Raw genomic sequence first — 20,230 nt, forward strand, 5'->3', positions numbered from 1 at the left:
TTTACCTAGAGGCGTAAGGGTGGACATTGCAAGCAAAAAGCCCTCCAAGCTTACGAGGTCGGTCTTCACTCGAAGAACCGTAAGCATAGGAGGGCCTGGGTGCCGAAAATTAGAACTTTCCGTAAAACGCGTTCCGGTAAATATCAGCGAGTTCTTCAACCAATGGCATCCGGGGATTGGCCGTCGTGCACTGATCCTCGAAAGCCCGGTCGGCCAGGTAGTCCACCTTCGATTCGAAATCGGCCGGGTCGAAACCGAGATCCTGGAATTTCTCCGGAATGCCCAGCGACTGATTCAACTTGCGGACGGCCTCGATCAAGCTGTTGACCCCTTCCTCGGTCGTTCCCGCCTTGAGCCCTAGCATTCGGGCGATTTCCGCGTACCGCTCGTCGGCGACGAAGTAACGGTATTTCGGGAATGAGGCGAATTTGGAAGGTTTCTGGGCATTATACCGAATGACGTGCGGCATCAGGATTGCATTTGTCCGGCCATGTGCCGTGTGGTATTCGCCGCCCCATTTATGCGCCAGGCTGTGGTTGATGCCGAGAAAAGCGTTCGCGAACGCCATGCCGGCAATCGTTGAAGCATTGTGCATCTTCTCCCGTGCCAACGGGTCTCCCGTATGGAAGGACTGTTCCAGGTACTGGAATACGAGCTTGATGGCATGCAGCGCCAAGCCGTCGGTATAATCGCTGGCCATGACGGAGACGTAAGCCTCGATCGCGTGCGTGAGCACGTCCATCCCGGTGTCAGCCACCGCCGTTTTCGGAAGGGAGAAGACGAACTCGGGATCGATGATCGCCACGTCCGGCGTCAGTTCATAGTCGGCCAGCGGGTATTTGGTATGACCTTCTTTCTTATCCGTGATGACGGCAAACGAGGTGACTTCCGAGCCGGTTCCCGAAGTCGTCGGGATGGCTACGAACGTCGCTTTTTCCCCTAATCGCGGATACTTATAGATCCGTTTTCGGATATCCAGGAATTTCTGCTTGAGCGAATGGAAGCTGGTGTCTGGATATTCGTAAAACAGCCACATCGCCTTGGCCGCGTCCATTGGCGATCCGCCGCCGAGCGCAATGATGCAGTCCGGCTTGAAGCTCTCCATCATGCGCGTGCCGCGTTCCACCGTTTCGACCGAGGGATCCGGCTCGACGTCGGCGAAGATTTCGATCATCACTGGCTTGGATCGTTTCCGCAGGTAGTATTCAACCTTCTCCACGTAGCCGAGCTTCAGCATCATTTCGTCGGTGACGATCAGCACCTTGGAGATGCCCGGCATTTTCTCAAGATATTGGGTGGCCCCCTTTTCGAAATAAATCTTCGGCGGGATTTTGAACCATTGCATGTTCACCGTCCGATAGGCGACGCGTTTGACGTTGATCAAGTTGACCGCCGTTACGTTGGATGTGGTCGAGTTATGCCCGTACGAACCGCAACCCAGGGTCAGCGAAGGCAAGTTCGTGTTGTAGATGTCCCCGATCGCCCCATGCGTCGAAGGGGAGTTGACGATGACACGTCCAGTTTTGAGGCGGTCGGCAAACGCTTCGATTACTTTCTCATCCTTGGAATGGATGACCGATGAGTGACCGAGCCCGCCGAAAGTGACGATCTCCGCCGCCCGATCGATGCCCTGCTCCGCCGTTTTTACCTTATAGCAGGCCAGCACAGGGCTTAGTTTTTCGGCGGACAGAGGGTGGTCCGTCCCTACGCCTTTTAGCTCGGCAACGAGAATCTTCGTATGTTTCGGCACTTGCAAGCCGGCCATCTCGGCGATCTTATGGGCTGGTTGTCCGACGATGACGCCGTTGACGGCGCAACGCTCCCCGGTGATCACCAAGCTCGAGACGGCTTCGGTTTCCGCCTTGTTCAAGAAGTAGCAGCCGTTGTCGATCATCATTTTGCGGACCGTGTCGTACACCGGTTCTTCGATGATGACGGACTGCTCGGAAGCGCAAATCATGCCGTTATCGAACGTTTTGGACAGGATCAGGTCGGTAACGGCTTGGCGGAGATCCGCCGTTTTCTCGATAAAACAAGGCACATTCCCCGGTCCGACGCCTAACGCCGGTTTGCCGGTGCTGTAAGCCGCCTTGACCATGGCGGAACCGCCCGTCGCTAGCACGAGCGCCACGTCGGGATGGTTCATCAACAGCTGCGTCGCATCCAGCGACGGGTGTTCGATCCACTGCACGCAATGCTCCGGCGCACCCGCGGCCACGGCGGCTTCGTGCAGAATTCTCGCCGATTCGCTGCTGCATTTTTGCGCGGAAGGATGGAAAGCAAAGATGATCGGGTTCCGCGTTTTCGTGGCGATCAGCGTTTTGAACATCGTGGTGGAGGTCGGGTTGGTTACGGGCGTTACGCCGGCGATGATGCCGACCGGTTCGGCCACGCGCTGATAATTTTCATAAGGATTTTCCTCGATGATGCCAACGGTTTTATCGTTTTTGATGCTGTGGTAAATGTATTCGGTCGCAAAAATATTTTTCGTGATTTTATCTTCATAAACGCCGCGTCCGGTTTCCTCCACGGCCATTTTGGCCAACAGCATGTGCTTGTCCAATCCGGCGAGCGCCATCGCCTGTACCGCGCGGTCGACCTGCTCCTGATTCATTTGCAGGAACTTCTCTTGGGCCGCCTTAGCGCGGGCAACCAGACGGTTGACTTCCTCCAACGCGGCGGTTTTCTTGTCTGTTACTATATCCTTCTCTTCGGCTTGGCTTGGTTTGGCCGCCATTCATTTCCCTCCTCGTCTTCCAACTATTGAAAAATTATGGTTGATTACATACCAGACCCTTTTTGAGATAAACAAGTACAGTTTTACCGGACGGCGCATTATTATCCCCTGCATCCATTGGCGGAATCCGCCAGAAAAACCATTGATGAACCTCCTTGAACTCGATGCGGCCAGACCATACTATACGCATCCCAATCATGAGGATAGTACGCAAAAGGAGGAAACGACGAATGCAGGCTTGGGAAGGCTTTTCACCGGGAACCTGGCAGGAAGAAGTCGACGTTCGCCAGTTCATTCAGCTCAATTATGAACCGTATGAGGGGGACGATTCTTTTCTGACGGAAGCCACGGAAGCGACGAAGGAGCTTTGGAAGCAATTTATGGAACTGGCCAAACAAGAGCGGGAACGAGGCGGCGTCCTGGATATGGATACCCGGATCGTATCCGGCATCACTTCACACGGCCCCGGTTACTTGAACAAAGAGAGAGAACGGATCGTGGGGTTGCAAACGGACAAACCGTTCAAACGTGCGCTCCAGCCTTATGGCGGAATCCGGATGGCGGAAAGCGCCTGCGAATCGTACGGATTCAAGCTGGATCCGGAGATCGAGCGCATTTTCTCCACTTTCCGGAAAACCCATAACCAAGGCGTATTCGATGCCTATACCCCGGCAATGAAGCTGGCGCGGAAATCCGGCGTCATTACGGGGCTTCCGGATGCGTACGGGCGCGGGCGCATCATCGGCGATTACCGGAGGGTTGCGCTTTACGGCACGGATTTTCTGGTGAAAAACAAGCAGGATGAGCTTTCCTTCTTCGACGAGCGGCCGATGAGCGAAGACGTGATCCGCTCGCGCGAGGAGATCGCGGAGCAAATCCGCGCGCTTGGGGAACTGCGCGAAATGGCCGCAAGTTACGGCTACGATATTTCCAAGCCGGCCACCACCGCGCAGGAAGCCTTTCAGTGGCTGTATTTCGGGTATTTGGCCGCGATCAAGGAGCAGAACGGGGCGGCAATGAGCTTGGGCCGGACCTCCACGTTTCTCGACATCTATGTCGCCCGCGATTTGAAAGCGGGAAGGCTTACGGAGCAAGAAGCGCAGGAGCTGGTCGACCATTTCGTCTTGAAATTGCGGATGGTCAAATTTGCGAGAACGCCGGAGTATAACCAGCTGTTCAGCGGCGATCCGACCTGGGTAACCGAGTCGCTGGGTGGCATGGGGCTGGACGGGCGACCGCTGGTTACCAAGAGTACGTTCCGCTTCCTGCATACGCTGCAAACTTTGGGGCCGTCGCCGGAGCCCAACCTGACCGTGTTATGGTCCATCCGGCTGCCGCAGAAGTTCAAGGAATACTGCGCGCGCATGACCATTCAGACCAGCTCGATCCAGTATGAGAACGACGATCTCATGCGGCCGCATTTCGGCGATGATTACGGGATCGCTTGTTGCGTTTCCGCGATGCGGATCGGCAAGCAAATGCAGTTTTTCGGCGCGCGTGCGAATCTCGCCAAAGCGCTGCTTTACGCGATCAACGGCGGCGTCGACGAGAAAATGAAAGTGCAGGTGACGCCGCCGATACCGCCGATCCGCTCGGACAAACTGGATTACGACGAGGTCATGGCCGCATTCGATCATGTAATGGAGTGGCTTGCCGAGCTGTACATCCATACGCTGAACGTTATTCATTACATGCACGATAAATACTGCTACGAACGGTTGGAAATGGCGCTTCACGATCAGGAGACGATGCGTACCATGGCGACCGGGATCGCCGGCTTATCGGTGGCGGTCGACTCGCTGAGCGCCATCAAATACGCCACCGTTCGGCCGGTCCGCGACGAGGACGGGATCGCCGTCGATTACGTCGTGGAGGGGGAATACCCGGCTTACGGGAATAACGATGACCGAGCCGACAAGATCGCGGTGGATTTGGTCAAACGCTTTATGCGCAAGCTCAAAAAACACCAGACCTATCGCCAATCCCGAACGACGATGTCGGTGCTGACCATCACATCGAACGTCGTTTACGGGAAATTGACCGGCAATACGCCGGATGGGCGGAAGCAAGGCGAGCCTTTTGCGCCGGGAGCGAACCCGATGCACGGCCGTGACAAGAAAGGCGCTATCGCTTCCTTGGCTTCGGTAGCCAAGCTGCCTTACGAGTATGCGCTCGACGGGATTTCCAACACCTTTTCGATCGTGCCGGGCGCCTTGGGCAAAAGCGAGCAGGAACGCGTCCGCAACCTGACGGCGATCCTGGACGGATATGCGGCGAAGGACGGCCACCATCTGAACATCAACGTGTTTGACAAAAATACCTTGCTGGATGCGATGGAGCATCCGGAGCAGTATCCGCAATTGACGATCCGCGTCTCGGGATACGCCGTAAACTTCATTAAACTCACGCGGGAACAGCAGCTCGACGTCATCAACCGAACGTTCCACGAAAAAATCTGACGGAGGAGACGCCCATGGAGCAGCAGCAAGGCCGCATTCATTCCATTGAAACGTCCGGCATGGTCGACGGGCCGGGTATCCGCTATGTCATCTTCCTGCAGGGCTGCTTGTTGCGCTGCCAATACTGCCATAATCCGGACACCTGGGCGATCGGTAAAGGGCGTATCGTGAACGTTCGGGAGCTGGTCGACGAGATCCGAGGTTATCTTCCGTTCATGCGTTTCTCCGGGGGCGGCGTCACGGTCAGCGGAGGAGAGCCTTTGCTGCAGGTCGATTTTCTGCTGGCTTTATTTCGGACGCTTAAGGAGGAGTTGGGCGTTCACACCGCCATCGATTCCTCCGGCGGTTGCTTTACGAAACAAGCGCACTTTTTTGAATCGCTGCAGCAATTGATGCGATACACTGACCTCGTACTGTTGGATTTGAAACAGATCGATCCGCAGAAGCATCTGGAATTGACGGGAAAACCTAACGCGCATATCCTCGAGTTTGCCCGGTTTCTCTCCGACGCCAAGGTGCCGGTCTGGATCCGCCACGTTCTGGTTCCGGGACTGTCCGACGATGAAGCGGACCTGCGCAAGTTGTCTGAATTCATCAAAACCCTTAACAACGTGGAACGCGTGGAAATCCTGCCCTATCACGAGATGGGAACTTATAAATATGAGCAAATGGGCATCGAATACCCGCTCCTTCACACCAAACCTCCGGATGAAGAGACGATTCGGAGGGCAAAGGAAATTTTAGGCGCGGAGTGAGTGAGGGAACCCTAAGAAATCCCCCTTAACGACACATGTTAAGGGGGATTTCTGTAGTTATTGTTCGATCTTGATCACCGGCGTGCACAAGAATGTTAATTGCAGTTCCGGCGGGACGCACTGGTTCTGATACCACTCGTAGTTCGGCCGCGTAGGATCGGCCCTCCAGCCGCTGTCCGGGAGCCATTCCTGGATCCAGCGATCCCAGGTCGGGCCGATTTCTTCGGACGAGCCGAAGTGGACCGTCACCGCGTACAAGCCTGCCGGAATCACGTATTCCATCAACCCATAGTTGGCTTCATTCTGGAAGTCTGCGCCCACGGCGATGGCGGCATAAGACCGTTTCTCCGGCATCGGGATATGGTCTGCATGGTCAGGAAATACCGACATCCATTCTTGGGCTTGCGGGTACAGTTGATGCTCTTTCAAGACGGCGTGGAGCTTCTCCCAGGCTTTGGGCAGTCCCCAATAATCTCCTACGTTCTCCACACCCACAATTCGTTTGGCGTCAAAAGCGACGATTTTCGTTTCCAATCGATTCACTCCTTCAGGATTGAGGTAGAACCAATGGGACGGCTGGCTTTCGTTGTAATGCAGGCCGACGGAAGAGAATACGGCGCCTTCCCAACTCGGCAGCTTCCGGGCATCGGTCGGAGTCAGTCCGAAGATGCGCTTGAACGCCTTGGTGAACGCTTCCGGCGTTTCATATCCGGAGTCTAGCGCGATATCCAGGATCCCCCTATCGGTATTCCGCAGGAGGTGCATCGCCCTTTCCATACGCAGCCGCTTTAGGCATTCATGTACGTTCTCTCCGGTCAACTCGCGAAACTTCCGGTGGAAATGATACGGCGACGAATGGAGCTCTTTGGAGATTTGCCGGAAGTTCAGCGGCTCATCCAAGGCACCTAGAATGCGCATGATCGCTTCTTCAACTTTTCGATGCCAGTCGATCTTGGTATTGGTTCTCATAACAACCTCATCTTAATCCCCGAAGGGAGGTTTTGACCTGTTCGCGGTTGCGTTTTTGTGGGGTAACCCGCGGATCCCTTTCTATTTTCGACTCGGTTGACGCCGGTACCTCCCATGCGAAAATGCAAACGCTCTCTAGTTATGTTAAAATGCTTCTAATATGAAATCATAGGTTCGATTATGAAGAGAGCGGGAGTGTCGCTGAATGAGAGGATATAACTTGTGGCGTCCGATATTTTTGATTTTAATCGCGCTGCTGACGAATGGCCTGGTCACCAACCTTTGCATCTTGTTTGGAATGACGCCTGAAGCTGCGGGGAACATCGGGTTTGTGGCGATGATGCTTGCCGCCTTGATTGTGTATACCCGGTTCGCGAAGAACCGCCGTAAGTAGGTAAGAAAGAGACGCGCCCTGCGTCTCTTTTTTTGTTTATCCCCGACTCGATTCATAGCAAGGGTTCCCGAATCAGCGGCAGGGTACAGCAATGGATACCGCCGCCCATCTTGGCGATTTCGGAGATTTCGACGGGAATGACCTGAATACCGTGGCTGGAGAGCAGGTCGATGGTATGCTTCCCGTCCGCGGAAAACAGCACTTTCCCGGGGGCCAACGCTAAACCGTTGATGGTTAAGGTCGGATCGCGGGGATCCACGTGCAGCAGCTCGAAACCGCGTCGATGCAGTTCGTCCAGGAACCAATACGGGAGCAACGCGATATTCACGAGTGCTTTGCGGCGATCGACCACCAGAAACGCCTCGTCCAGATGGATGATCGAGGCGGGGAGGTCGATGACGATGAGGTCGATCTGCTGTAGCGAAAGAAGATGACGCACCTGATCAATTCCCTCGGTATTCACCCGTTCCGACCGGCCAAGGACCGCCGTTTGCGGGTCCAGCATGATAAAGCTGCCGCCCTCGGCAAAGCCGTTGCCTTGAATCATGCCGAGGATCGGTACGCCGGCCGCACCGAGGGTACGGGCGGCCAGCGGCGTTTCCCCATATCGGACGTATAACGCAAGGCGAGACAAAATAACGCCCCCGGGAATGACCATCCCTAAGTCGCGGGTATACATCGTTTCCGGCCAGGGCTTGTCCGGCTTATCCAGCCAGAGGATACGAACGCCCTCCTTCTCCAGGGCGGCGGCCAACGCTTGATGCTGAGCTTGCAATCGCTTGAGCTTTGGGGCTGCGGTGCCGTTGTTTTTGCTAAGCTTCCCCCGGATATGTTGAAGCAGAACGGGGCCGGATTCAATCGCGCCGGCCGAGTCATGCAGCTGCAATACCTCCTCCCCCGGTGCGTGCATGAGCACCAGGCGAATCGGGCCGATCGGATTCTCGGTGCCCCAGCGGGATTTCCAGACCGCCTCCAGGAGTTCCGGATCATGAAACGGGGTATCGACCATTTTTCGCGATAAATAAGGGTAAGAAGACGACATGCGGGTGCTCCTTTCCGAATCTGAGGATAAGGGATAGTCCTTGATAGCCCTTAATGCCATCCTTCCCATTGAACCTCGCGAAAAAACAGGCAGCCTCCCAAGGGAAGACTGCCTTACCGTTTAGACCATCAAGGCTTTGATGCCGTTAAACAAGGGAATGATCGATTTGATGGCGTTGTAGCCCATTTTCATCAAGGGCATGTATTTCTGCACCTTTTGCACCATACCGAAAATTCCAGCCCGGCGAGGCCTTTCCGGCGATTCGCCTTCCGGAGCCTGCCCCTCCGGTCCGCCGGAACTTCCGCTTGGGCCGCCAAAGCCGGTGAATCCTGGTCTTCCCGGCCCCGGGCCTCCAGCAAAGCCATAGGCTCCCGGTCTTCCCGGATTTCCGTTAAAGGAGCCGTAACCAAACCCCGGCCCACCGCCAAAGCCCCAGCCAGCAACCGGGGGCCGGATGCCGGCACTTGTACCGGGATATCCGGGTATACCTCCGCCGAATAGCGGCTGGAAGGCCGATACCCGGGCTTTTTTGCTGCGTGCTGCCGCCTTTTTCTTCGACTTCTTCTTGCCGCGCGGGGGCACGGAGAGGAGCAGGCCGCTCGAATCCAGCCCGGCGATCCATCCGATATAAGAACGCCCATCGTGCATAAGAACGCGAACCGGCTGGCCTTTCAGCTGCTTCGCTCGATTGCGAATGTTTGCCGAACTTGCCATGCTAGGATCACCTCAGTATTTGAGATTTTTTCGGGTAGACGTTTTGCTCGATATATCTTACTCGGATTTTGGCGTGCTGCCTGTGCTTGTTCCTTAGTTTTTTGGACGATTTGTGATATTTGCCGGGGCCTGCATAAATTTTGGGCAACATGGAAATTTAACTAATGAATAAAAATTTTTCGACCGAGGAGTTGGCCCGGAATGAAAACGTTGAACGTTGTAGCGCTCACTTTACTGATTGTGGGCGGGTTAAACTGGCTATTGGTAGGGCTCTTTCAATACGACTTGGTGGCAAGCATTTTTGGCGGCCAAGACGCGACCCTATCGCGAGTAATCTATACCATCGTTGGCATTTGCGCCATCTACGCGTTTAAATTCTTCAACGACGTCACGGAAGACGAAGTCGCCAGATAGGCCGGAGGAGTCCGTGCGGGTATGCAACAAGTCCGGGATGCGGAATACGCGTCCCGGTTTATTTTTTTTTCGAAGAGACGTTTGATTTGGGAAAAAGATAGGGCGAAAGCCCGTTCGCAATGACCCGGTGGCCTCGGTCGTTTGGATGAATCGGAAGCGTCCCGCCAAGGATGTCCTCCAGTTGCCCTTCCCGGTAACCATCGATCAGCTCCGCCTGTTTGCCCTCGAACCACTTATGCGCCGGGGCGATTTTGGCGTCGTATGCGGCGGCGATGCCTTGGGTCGTTTGGTTCAGGCGGCCGATCCACTCAACCGCAATCGAGCTGTTCGGAAACGGATTGTACTGCGTGCAGCATACGATCCGGGCTGAACTGGTCTTCCGGATTTGCCCCAGGATGGCGTTCAGATTCCGGCGAAACTGCACGAGCATTGCCATATTCGGAAACGGACCGCCATTCACAAGCGGAGTAATGGCCGCATTCGCCAAGTCCACGCCGCCGATCCAGACCGAGACGACGGAAGAGCGCTTGATCATCTCCGAGCCCTGCCACAGGACGGCATCCAGTAAATTGCTGCTGGTCCAACCGGACCGAGCTAATACATAACCCTTAATGGTACGGGGGTTTGAACGATTATAAGCCGTTACGGTTAAATGAGGATATGCCAACTTCGGCGAGGAAGCATTGTCGCCAAACGTAATGGAATCCCCCAGCGCGGTGTATATCATCTGCAGGTCACCCACCCAAGATAGACTTTACAACCATAGTATTGCGAACGAGGTGGGGAGGTGCAGTTTATCCAAAAGAGGGCCGGCCCGATTGAACGGGCCAGCCCTCCAGTTCTTATTATCGCCGCTGCGCCAGCTTCTGCGGCTCCGCGCGGCTTTGCCGCGAGTGGCGTACCAGCTCCGCATAGTAACCGTCGCGGGCAAGCAGCGCTTCGTGCGTGCCTTGTTCCGTGATGCGGCCATCCTGGATGACGAGGATGCGGTCGGCATGCAGAACGGTGGACAGCCGGTGCGCGATGACCAGCGTCGTCCGTCCGGTGGATACCACGTTCAGCGCGTTCTGGATCAGCTGCTCCGTCTGCGAATCCAGGTTGGCCGTCGCCTCGTCGAGAATGAGGATGTTCGGCCGGAAGGCCAGGATCCGCGCGAAGGAGATCAGCTGGCGCTCCCCGGCGGACAGCCCGCTGCCCCGGTTGGACAGCCGGGTGTCGTAGCCGTCCTTCAGCCGCGCGATCATGGCATCGGCACCGATGCGCCGACAGGCTCGGATCACCTCTTCGCGGGGGATGTCTTCGCGGAAGAGGCGGACGTTGTCGATGATCGACCCGGCGAACAGGAACGGGTCCTGCTGTACCAGTCCGACGATGCGATGCAGCGAGGCTTGCGGCAGGCGACGGATGTCCGTGCCGTCGATTTCGACGCTGCCCTCGTCCACGTCATAGAACCGCGTCAGCAGGTTCACCAGGGAGCTCTTGCCTGCTCCGGTCGTGCCGACGATGCCGATGAACTCGCCTTCCCGTACGTGGAGGTCGAGGTTGTGCAGCACCTCCTGTCCGTCCGTGTACGAGAAGCGGATGTGATTGAAATCGATCCGCCCGCGCACGGTCCGGGTTGGCAACTTCTTGGCCCTCTCCGGCGCAGGGTCCTGGACTTCCGGTTCGGCGGCGAAGATCCGCCACAGCCGGTCCACCGACACGATCGTCGATTGCAGCGTGTTCCACTGCTGGGTGATTTGGTTGATCGGCTGGAAGAACTGGCGGATGTAGCTGATGAAGGCGTACAGCACACCGAACTCGATGCGGTGACCCAGCACCGCGAAGCCGCCGATCCAGACCACGAAGGCCACCGATAAATTGCCGAGAATATCGAAAGAGCGGTTGAACAGCACCGTCGCCCGCACTTCCCGCAGATTGGCCCGCAGATACGCGGTGTTCCGCTCCCTGAAGCGGGAAGACTGCTCCCCCTCTTGATGGAACGATTGAATCAGGCTCATGCCGCTCAGATTCTCGGCGGTAAATGCGATGAGCCGGGACAGCAAGGAGCGGGCCCGCTGGTAGCTGGTGCGCAAATACTTGCGAAAGGCGATGGCAATCACGGTAATGATCGGAAAGAGAACCAGACAATATAAAGCCAACTGGACGTCCAGCGCGAACATGAATACGACAACCAGGATGAGCGATAATCCGTCGCGCACTAAGCTCAGCAGCACTTGGGTGAAGAACTGGTTGATCGTTTCCGTGTCACTCGATTCATTCGTAACAAGACCGCCGGCCGAGTTGCGGTCGAAGAAGGACATCGACTGCCTCGTAATCTGCTTAAACAGGTCCTTGCGCAGCAAGGCGACAATGCTTTGCCCGGCCCGTTGCAGCAGATTGGCTTGCCAATAGGAGAAGACGCCGCTGACCGCCTCAAGCAGGAGGTAGGCCAGGGCCAGGCCAAGCAGGATGCTTGGGCCGTGGGCGCCAAATAGCACCTTCTCATCGATGGCATATTTGATCAGGAACGGCTGCAGCAAGTCGGCGGAAATCGCCAGGAAGGCAAAGCCGAATACGGCGAGAAAAGCTTTTCGATGCGGTTTCGCATAACCGAGCAAAGCCGTAAATGCCTTCCGCCGCTGCTCTGGGGTAACCTCGTACTTTTTGCGGCTATCCGCGGTTTCCGGTTTAGACGGCATCGCTATCGCCTCCTTCCTGGAGGTGATGCATTCTCGCGTACAAGCCCCCGGCTTGAAGCAACTGCTCGTGTGTTCCTTCTTCGGCGATCCGCCCGCCCTCCAATACGAGAATGCGGTCGGCATGTTTGACGGCGCTGATGCGGTGGGCGATGATCAGGGTGGTCTTCCCCTTTCGGGCCTCGCGCAAACGCGATAGGATTCGCGTCTCCGTCACGGCGTCGACCGCACTAACGCTGTCGTCCAGCAGCAGAATCGGAGCGTCCTTAATGAGCCCTCGGGCCAGGCTGGTCCGCTGGCGCTGGCCGCCGGACAACGTCAGGCCGCGTTCGCCGAGCTCGGTGTCGAACCGTTTCGGGAAGCCGGCGACGTTGTCATAGAGATCGGCCAACCTAGCGGCCTCCTCGACTTGGCCCAGCTCTGACGTCCGGTCGAAGAAGGCGATGTTGTCGCGAAGCGTTGTGCTGAACAGGAAGCCGTCCTGTGGTACATAAGCGATGCGGGTGCGCAGACTCTCCAGCGTGAGGCATCGGATGTCGCGGCCGCCGATGAAGACCGTGCCGCGAGGCGGATCGTATACCCGCAGCAACAGCTTGACGAGCGTGGTTTTCCCGCTGCCGGTCCGGCCTACGACGCCCAGCGTTTCTCCGGGCTGCAACCGGAGACGGATGTCCCGCAACGACTCGCGTACGGCGTCTGGATAGGTGAACGTCAATCCGCGGATGTCGATGCAAAGACTTTGCAGATCTTCCGGCATCGGCAGGGCCCCGTCTTCGTCGCGGATGTCCGGCTTCACGGACAGCAGCCGGTTCAGCCGATCCAGCGAAGCCCGTGAGCGCTGCATGAAGTTGATGACGTTGCCGATCAGCCGAAGCGGGTTCATGATCATCCGCAAGTACAACGTTAAGGCAACGAAATTGCCGAGCGACAGCTCGCCGCGCGCGACGAGCAGGCCGCCGTAGGCGATGGCTACGGCCATCGATATTGCACCGGTAAACGGCAGCAGCACCTGGAACAGCGAGCTCATACGCACCAGCGACAACTGGCTGCCCAGGATGCGGTCGACCGTTTGCCCAAACCTTTCGCGGGCGATTTCTTCGATCGCGAAGCTTTTCGTCACTTTGATTCCCTCAAACTGCTCTTCCGCCGCTTCGGTCATTGCCGCCAGCGACTCTTGCACTTTCCGCGAGTTATCGCGGATTTTAGGGCCGAACCCGATCACGATAAACGGAATGGCGAGCAGCGGCAAGACGCAAACCACGATCAAAAGCGCCGGAATATCGCTGACCGTCATCATCGTAATGACGGAGATCAACAACACCGACGCATTGGTCATTTGGTTCAACCCGTTGGCGATCGACTCCCTCACGCCGGTGACGTCATTCATCACGTAGCTGAGCAGCTTGCCGATCCCGTGTTTCGAGAAGAACGCTTCGCTTAATTGAGTAAAATGCCGGAACAGCTGGCTCCGGGCACGAAATTCAAACATCCGGCCCAGGCGATGGTTGATGTACTGCCCGATTCCGAAGCATAGGCCGTAGACGACGGCGATGGCAGCCAGAGTCAGCGCGTACCGGCCTACTCCACCTCTCGTCAGCCCGCTTTGCTGGAGGTGGTCCGTGAAATCCCCCAGTACCTTCGGAAAATACGAATACGTCACATTGGCGGCCGTCAGGCACAACACTGCTGTCAAGTACAGCGGTATATGCGACTTGATGTGGCCAAGCAGCAAGGTTTTTCCCCGCATCGGGCATCCCGTCCTCTCCCAGAAAAGTTAGCCGTTTCTTTCCACCCTCCTTGTATCCGTTCTCAACATGATTTATCATACTGCGAATCGCTTCATCCATCAAACCGTTGGACGCGCTATTTTGCATATTTATACAGGGAGGCTTACTAAAATGGAGGCGGTTAGGGAAACGCCGTTAGGCTATGCTACAATACGAGGGCATATAACAAAGAAATAGCAGGAAGATGTCAACTATCCACCCTTTTCAAAGGCATTCGATATGCTATCGTAGATTCATAACCCATGAATAAAGAAGGTCATTTCTAATATGAAAAGACTAAATGTTCTTCCCCGTTCGATTCGGGGGAAAATCTTGGTCTCTTTTTTTGTTTGCATCGTGATTCCGATCGGGACGATTTTTTACAACTACTATATGTCTTCGGGCAAAGTCGTGATGGACGAGGCCCGTCGCGGCAACGAGGAAGCGCATCGCCAAGTGGTCGGCAATATGGACGATCTGACCGAACGCGTGCTAAAGGCTTCGAACCTGATCATGAACGATCCGGAATTCATTGAATTCTTGGAGTCTGACGACGATTGGGAGACGAGCTATTTATCACTGCGTCGCTATAACAACATTCAACAGAAGCTGGTCAATATCCGCGACATTCTGCTGGGCAGCGATGCGATCATTGCGGTAATCGACGACCGAGGCTACGTGCATTCAACGGCTTCCGGGCCCAATAACCGCAGCAAGGAGAAGGCGCTGTTCGAAGCCTTGAAGAAGGAGTCCTGGACAGAGGCGGCGATCGCGCGAAAAGGTTGGCCGGTCTGGCAATATCCGTATGCCGGGGAAATCGGGAAGCTCACCGGAGTGGACGAGCCTTATTTCACATTAAGCCGGTGGATCGGGGGCAGTCAGCGGGAAGGCGCGGACTTGCTCATGATCGGCATTCCCGGATCCGTCTTTTTCGGTACGCAACCGAAAGGGGGCGGCAGCTTTCTGCTGACCGATGGACAGGGCAACCTACTTGGCGGTAGCTCGCCTTTGAACGTGGAGCAAACGGCGCGGCTGCTGCAGAATATAAAGGTGGCCGACGAGCAACCGGACGCGGGTACGAATGATTCGATAGGGGATTATTCCGTTACCAGTCGGGAAATCCCCCGGTTGGGTTGGCGCGTGATTCAGCTTGTTCCGGAGAAGCTGTTTTGGCAAGAGCTCGGGGGGCTGCGCAATCAATCGATCCTATGGCTGATCGGCGTTTCCTTTCTGTTCTCGATCGTCTTTATCTATTTTATGATTCGCTTCACGAAGCCACTGCAACAATTGGTCCGCTCGATGAACCGGCTGGGAGATGGGGATTTGCAAGCTTACGTGGAGGTGCGCGGAGACGATGAGGTCGCCATCGTCGGAAAGCACTACAACCGAATGCTGAAGAGGCTGCAGCAGTTGATCACGCGATTATCCAAGGAGCAGCAGCGCAAAGAGGAAGCGCGGTTTCAGGCTCTGCAGGCGCAGATCAACCCGCATTTCCTGTTCAACACGCTGAATTCCATCAAATGGATGGCTACTTTGTCCGGTGCAGACCATGTCAGCGGGATGATCACCAACTTGGGCCGCCTGCTGGAATATACGATGAGAACGCAGCAGGAGGTTGTCACCTTGGAGGAGGAATTGACCCATCTGAAGGTGTACCTTGACCTGCAAAAAATTCGTTTTCATGACAATGTGCAGTTTGAGATCAATGTTCGGGACGAGTTAATGTCCAACGCGATCCTGAAATTTACCCTGCAACCAATCGTCGAAAATGCCATCATTCATGGCGGGCGGACGCCGCTAACCATCAGGATTCGAGGTGAAGAGACGGAGCAAGGACTGGAGCTCACCGTATCCGACGACGGGATAGGTATCGCCGAGGGGAAGCTAAGGGAACTATCCGGCCAGTTGAATCAGGAACACGCTCGATATAGCGGCATCGGTATCCATAACGTGAACGAGCGGATCAAACTGCATTTCGGACGGGAATTTGGCCTGCGGATGAGCAGTGTCATCGGAGAAGGAACCATTGTGGAGGTCCTGCTACCAAGGTTGGATAACCCGTCCCTTGCGGATGAGGTCTCCTTCCCTCGGACGGCCGAACGAAAGGAGAACGATTCATGATCAGAGTATTGATTGTCGACGATGAAATCCTTGTGCGAATCGGATTGAAGACGATCATCCCTTGGGAAGAGAACGGCTTTGAATTGATTGGGGAAGCGGCCAACGGCGAGGAAGCGCTGCGGTTGCTCCGGGATACCCCTTGCGACATCGTCCTGACGGACATCCGCATGCCCGGCTGCGACGGGCTGCAACTGATGGAGGAAATCCGCAGACTTTCGCCGCAGACGAGGTGCTTGATCCTCTCGAACCACAACGATTTCGAATACGTCCAGAAAGCGCTGCGGCTCGGAGCAGCCGATTATATCCTCAAGCTGACAATGGAGCCTTCGGAGCTGCTGCAGAAGCTGAACTCCATGAAAGAGACGATCCGCCAGGAAGCAGAGAAGTTCCTGGAGGCTTCGCGGCTGCAAGTCAAAGTCAGCAGATACGGCAAAGAAGCCAAGGAGAAGCGACTGAGAGAACTCCTGGTCAAGCGGCAGGGGACGCGAGCCGAGGTGGAGGAAATCATGCAGGAATTCGGCCTGCGCGCTTACACGCCGCCCATTCTCGTAATCAACCTCCGGTTGGACCAGTATCCGAAGGTGCTAGAGCAAAACAACTTTCGGAGCGAGCATTTGCTGCATTACACCGTCGCCAATGTCCTTGGCGAGGTATTCAAGAAATACTCCGATGGCGAGCTGATCGACATGGGTGGCGGCCTGTTCACCATCTTGACCGATCGCTATCAGGAAGTGCTGATTCGGGATATGCAAGATGCCGTCGCCACCTTCCTCAAGCTGTCGGTCAGCGTGGGGGTATCCAGTCCGTTCGAGGATATCTTGGACCTGCACCACGCCTACGACCAAGCGGAGAAGGCCCTCGGCTTTCGTTTTTACACCGGGCCGGAGGCGCTGGTGTATTTTGACCGCATCGATTATGCCGAACCGGATGAGATTCCGGCGCCATGGCTTCAGGAGCAGTGGGAGAGGCTGTTGGACATCCGCGACGAGTCGGCGTTGCTAGCTTACCTGGACGGCTGGTACCGCATCGTCCTTGCCGGCCCCAAACCGCCCCCGGATGTGGAGCGGGAGAATTGGGTGCACTGGATCCATCTGATGGACGGTTTCGCCCGCCGGCTCGGCGGGGATTTGTATTCGGCCCCGCTGCACGAGGAAATGTATCCGTATCATGCCGTTCGTAGCCTGGAGACGCTGGAGGACATCTACTTGTGGTGCAGGGGCTGGATGCCCGTGTATCTGGAATATGTTAAGTCACTGTCCCATCAGCAGGTCCGCCCGGAGATCCAGGTCGTGCTGGAGACGATCGGCAAGCAGTTCAACCAGCCGCTGAAGGTGTCGGAATTAGCTAAAGCCGTGGGTTTCACGGAGAACTATCTGAGCATCCTGTTCAAGAAAGAAACCGGGCATACGATCATGGACCATCTCACCCGGATTCGTATGGACCGCGCCCGTGAACTGCTAAAGGACCAAACCTATAAAATCTATGAAATTTCCGAGATGGTCGGGTACGGAGATTCCAATTATTTCAGCAAACAATTCAAGCGCATGGAAGGGGTGTATCCGTTGGAATTCCGTCGATTATACCTGGGAAAATAGATTCGATAAGAATTACCCTGTTTTGCCGAGGATTAGGCCATGTTCTCCCCGGACGGGCTTTGTTACCTTATTCATAGCAAGAGAAACAATCCACTACCTGGGGGGACTTAAGAATGAAGCAATGGTTTAAAGGCATATTGTCCATGGCGCTGGCGGCTACGATCGTGGTTACCGGTTGCTCGAACGGCAATGAGAACGGGAACAAAGACGCGGCTGGTGCAGGGAGCAACGGCGACAGCGACGTCGTTAACCTGACGATTTGGGGGGCGGTTCCGGAGGAGAACGGTCCGCAGACGGTGGTCGACAAATGGAACGCTGCCCATCCTGACGTTCAAGTGAAATACGTGCGTTACATCAACGACGACGCCGGCAACACCAAGCTGGATACGGCGCTCATGATGCAAAGCGACGCACCTGATATCTTCTTCAGCTATGGAGAGAACAACTTGTTCCGCCGCGAAAATTCGGGCATGACGGCTCCGCTGGACGAGATGATCAGCACGCAGGGCTTCGACGTGGACGGAGTGATCGGCAGCGAAAATCTGCTGAAATTCAACGATCAAACCCACTACCTGCCGGGCTATAAAAATATCGATTTCGTTGTACTGAATAAAGCCGCTCTGGATGAAATCGGCCAGCCCGTACCGACGGATTGGACCTGGGATGAATTTGCCGATTTGGCGCTCAAGCTGAACAAGGACGACCGCAAAGGCGCGTTCGTCACGCCGGGCGCGGATCTGTTGATCGGCAAGTTTACGCTGGTTTCTAGCCAGCCGAAGGATTCTTTCTATACCGCTGAAGGCTTGTCCAACTTCAACAACCCGGCCATGATGAAAGGCCTGGAAATCCAGAAGAAGCTGTATGACGAAGGCGCCATGGTCGGCTGGGGCGAAGGCATCGCCAATAAGCTGGATCCGGCGAACGAGCTGCTGACCGGCAAGGCGGCAATGGTTTACGGCGGAGCTTGGATGATGAGAAGCTTGAAGGATACCGACACGTGGCCGCGCGACTTTGCCGTTGCTTTCGCTCCAGCGCCGCAATACGAAAAAGGCACGAACGTCAACAACGGCGGCATGAACGACTTCATGTCCATCAACAATAATAGCGCCCACAAGGAAGAAGCTTTCCAATTCATGTCCTGGTACTTGCAGGAAGGCAACATGGACATGATTGCGGGCGGACGCATCCCGACGAACAAAACCGCCGATTTCGACCAAGTGACCCAATTGATCGTAGGCGACAAGCAGGACGTCATCGACCAGGAATCGCTCGGTAACGTGCTGAAAGCGGATTATATCTTTGCGGTTCGCGAGAAAGCGACGGCATTCCCTCAAATCACCACGATTTCTAAAGAAGAGGCAGAGAAATATTTCATGGATCAGCAATCGGTAGACGACACGCTCGCGGCGATGCAAGAGCGTGCCGACAAGGTGATCCAATCCGAAAGCAAATAATGCACGGGACAAGGCAAGCGAACACAAAGCGTAGCAAGGCAAGGAACCTGAACCAGGATCCTTGCCTTTTTGTTTACAAAGGGGAGAATTCTTGACTGCCTCCGGGCATTTCCTCACGGAAAGAATTGGACGGAAAACGCCAAGTCTTGTCCATTCCGGGCGAAGGCGATTTTTCATACTATACGGTTATGAGAGAAGGGAGCTGAACCAACCGTGAAATACGGAATCCGCAAAAACCGTTATAAGGATAACTTGGCTGGATATTTGTTCATTCTGCCGAATTTTTTGGGCGTCTTCATCTTCATCCTGTTTCCGCTATTGATCAGTTTGGCCATGGTGTTCATGGACTGGGACTATCTGCGCGGGTACGACGGGATCGATTGGATCGGGCTCGATAATTTCAAACAGCTGTTCCAGGACAATTATTTCTGGCAGTCGCTGAAGAACAACGTCATCTTCACCGGGGTCACCGTTCCGGCTGCCATGCTCGTCGGCTTGATCGTGGCGGTTTTCTTGAATTCGTTCGTCTATTTGAAGAATTTCCTGCGCGTATTGTTTTTCCTTCCGTACGTCAGCAGCATCGTGGCGATTTCCGTCGTGTGGAGCGTCATGTATAACCCGTCGGAAGGGCCGATCAACCAGTTTCTGCGGGGGCTCGGCATGGGCAGCGTCCCGGGATGGCTGGCCAGCCAGCACTGGGCGCTGCCCGCAATCATTATCATGGTGGCATGGACCTACACGGGGTATACGATGGTCCTGTACATGGCCGGGATTCAGGGTATCCCTAAGGATTTGTACGAAGCGGCCGAGGTGGACGGGGCTTCCAAGCTAAGACAATTTCTCAGCATCACTATCCCGCGTCTGAAGCCGACCAGCTTCATGATTGCCATCACTCTGATCATTTCGACTTTCCAGGTGTTTGCCGCTGTATCCGTCATGACCAAGGGGGGGCCACTCAACTCCACGATGGTGTTGTCATATTACATCTACATTCAGGCCTTCCAGTATTATAAGGTCGGCTACGCGGCAACCGTGTCCTGGGCACTCTTCCTGATCATCCTGCTGATTACACTGGTGCAGTGGAAGGGACAGAAGAAATGGCAGGACGAGTTCTAAACAGGAGGGGAAGAAA

General features: G+C 55.5%; 15 protein-coding genes. 8 read left to right on the forward strand and 7 right to left on the reverse strand.

The features are described from left to right. Nucleotides 1–109 precede the first annotated feature (109 nt). Entirely contained in the window at nucleotides 110–2,737 is a 2,628-nt protein-coding gene (gene adhE, locus MKZ15_RS01790) for a bifunctional acetaldehyde-CoA/alcohol dehydrogenase (protein WP_339819362.1), read from the reverse strand. A gap of 230 nt (nucleotides 2,738–2,967) precedes the next feature. Here adhE and pflB point away from each other — a divergent pair, with 230 nt between their 5' ends. Next, nucleotides 2,968–5,196 carry a formate C-acetyltransferase gene (gene pflB / locus MKZ15_RS01795; protein ID WP_339819364.1) on the forward strand — a complete coding sequence of 743 codons (2,229 nt, stop codon included), beginning with the start codon at nucleotides 2,968–2,970 and terminating at the stop codon, nucleotides 5,194–5,196. Nucleotides 5,197–5,210: 14 nt separating this feature from the next. Then, complete coding sequence (pflA, locus tag MKZ15_RS01800) at nucleotides 5,211–5,951, forward strand: pyruvate formate-lyase-activating protein (protein WP_339819367.1); 741 nt, start codon at nucleotides 5,211–5,213, stop codon at nucleotides 5,949–5,951. 57 nt (nucleotides 5,952–6,008) lie between these two features. On the opposite strand, the gene MKZ15_RS01805 is transcribed toward pflA, so the two are convergent. Further along, on the reverse strand, nucleotides 6,009–6,920 hold the full coding sequence (locus MKZ15_RS01805; RefSeq protein ID WP_339819369.1) for a helix-turn-helix domain-containing protein: 912 nt from the start codon (nucleotides 6,918–6,920) through the stop codon (nucleotides 6,009–6,011). Nucleotides 6,921–7,125: 205 nt separating this feature from the next. Here MKZ15_RS01805 and MKZ15_RS01810 point away from each other — a divergent pair, with 205 nt between their 5' ends. Then, nucleotides 7,126–7,314 (forward strand): hypothetical protein, encoded by a 189-nt coding sequence (locus tag MKZ15_RS01810; protein ID WP_155606867.1) that lies wholly within the window; start codon nucleotides 7,126–7,128, stop codon nucleotides 7,312–7,314. Nucleotides 7,315–7,366: 52 nt separating this feature from the next. On the opposite strand, the gene MKZ15_RS01815 is transcribed toward MKZ15_RS01810, so the two are convergent. Further along, nucleotides 7,367–8,356 carry an arginine deiminase family protein gene (locus MKZ15_RS01815; protein ID WP_339819372.1) on the reverse strand — a complete coding sequence of 330 codons (990 nt, stop codon included), beginning with the start codon at nucleotides 8,354–8,356 and terminating at the stop codon, nucleotides 7,367–7,369. Between the two features lie 120 nt (nucleotides 8,357–8,476). Then, nucleotides 8,477–9,070, reverse strand: coding sequence for a hypothetical protein (locus MKZ15_RS01820; RefSeq protein ID WP_339819375.1), 594 nt, complete (start codon nucleotides 9,068–9,070; stop codon nucleotides 8,477–8,479). Nucleotides 9,071–9,271: 201 nt separating this feature from the next. On the opposite strand from MKZ15_RS01820, the gene MKZ15_RS01825 reads away from it, so the two are divergent. Further along, complete coding sequence (locus MKZ15_RS01825; RefSeq protein ID WP_155606864.1) at nucleotides 9,272–9,484, forward strand: DUF378 domain-containing protein; 213 nt, start codon at nucleotides 9,272–9,274, stop codon at nucleotides 9,482–9,484. Nucleotides 9,485–9,542: 58 nt separating this feature from the next. Here MKZ15_RS01825 and MKZ15_RS01830 read toward each other — a convergent pair whose 3' ends face one another. The 3 genes from MKZ15_RS01830 to MKZ15_RS01840 all read right to left on the reverse strand — a co-directional run bounded on the left by MKZ15_RS01830 (nucleotide 9,543) and on the right by MKZ15_RS01840 (nucleotide 13,909). Further along, on the reverse strand, nucleotides 9,543–10,211 hold the full coding sequence (locus MKZ15_RS01830; protein WP_155606863.1) for an SGNH/GDSL hydrolase family protein: 669 nt from the start codon (nucleotides 10,209–10,211) through the stop codon (nucleotides 9,543–9,545). Nucleotides 10,212–10,329: 118 nt separating this feature from the next. Continuing rightward, nucleotides 10,330–12,165, reverse strand: a complete 1,836-nt coding sequence (locus MKZ15_RS01835; RefSeq protein WP_339822251.1) for an ABC transporter ATP-binding protein — start codon at nucleotides 12,163–12,165, stop codon at nucleotides 10,330–10,332. Then, nucleotides 12,155–13,909, reverse strand: a complete 1,755-nt coding sequence (locus tag MKZ15_RS01840) for an ABC transporter ATP-binding protein (protein WP_339819378.1) — start codon at nucleotides 13,907–13,909, stop codon at nucleotides 12,155–12,157. The genes MKZ15_RS01835 and MKZ15_RS01840 overlap by 11 nt, the downstream gene beginning before the upstream one ends. 307 nt (nucleotides 13,910–14,216) lie before the next feature. Between MKZ15_RS01840 and MKZ15_RS01845 the strand changes: the two genes are divergently transcribed. The 4 genes from MKZ15_RS01845 (at nucleotide 14,217) to MKZ15_RS01860 (ending at nucleotide 20,214) form a co-directional block, all read left to right on the forward strand. Then, nucleotides 14,217–16,049, forward strand: coding sequence for a sensor histidine kinase (locus MKZ15_RS01845; protein WP_339819381.1), 1,833 nt, complete (start codon nucleotides 14,217–14,219; stop codon nucleotides 16,047–16,049). Then, on the forward strand, nucleotides 16,046–17,644 hold the full coding sequence (locus MKZ15_RS01850; protein WP_213623139.1) for a response regulator: 1,599 nt from the start codon (nucleotides 16,046–16,048) through the stop codon (nucleotides 17,642–17,644). The genes MKZ15_RS01845 and MKZ15_RS01850 overlap by 4 nt, the downstream gene beginning before the upstream one ends. A gap of 113 nt (nucleotides 17,645–17,757) precedes the next feature. Further along, nucleotides 17,758–19,098, forward strand: a complete 1,341-nt coding sequence (locus tag MKZ15_RS01855) for an extracellular solute-binding protein (protein WP_339819385.1) — start codon at nucleotides 17,758–17,760, stop codon at nucleotides 19,096–19,098. A gap of 213 nt (nucleotides 19,099–19,311) precedes the next feature. Beyond that, complete coding sequence (locus MKZ15_RS01860; RefSeq protein ID WP_213623141.1) at nucleotides 19,312–20,214, forward strand: sugar ABC transporter permease; 903 nt, start codon at nucleotides 19,312–19,314, stop codon at nucleotides 20,212–20,214. Nucleotides 20,215–20,230: the final 16 nt, after the last annotated feature.

Source organism: Paenibacillus sp. FSL R7-0216, assembly GCF_037969915.1.
Classification (GTDB): Bacteria; Bacillota; Bacilli; order Paenibacillales; family Paenibacillaceae; genus Fontibacillus; species Fontibacillus rhizolycopersici.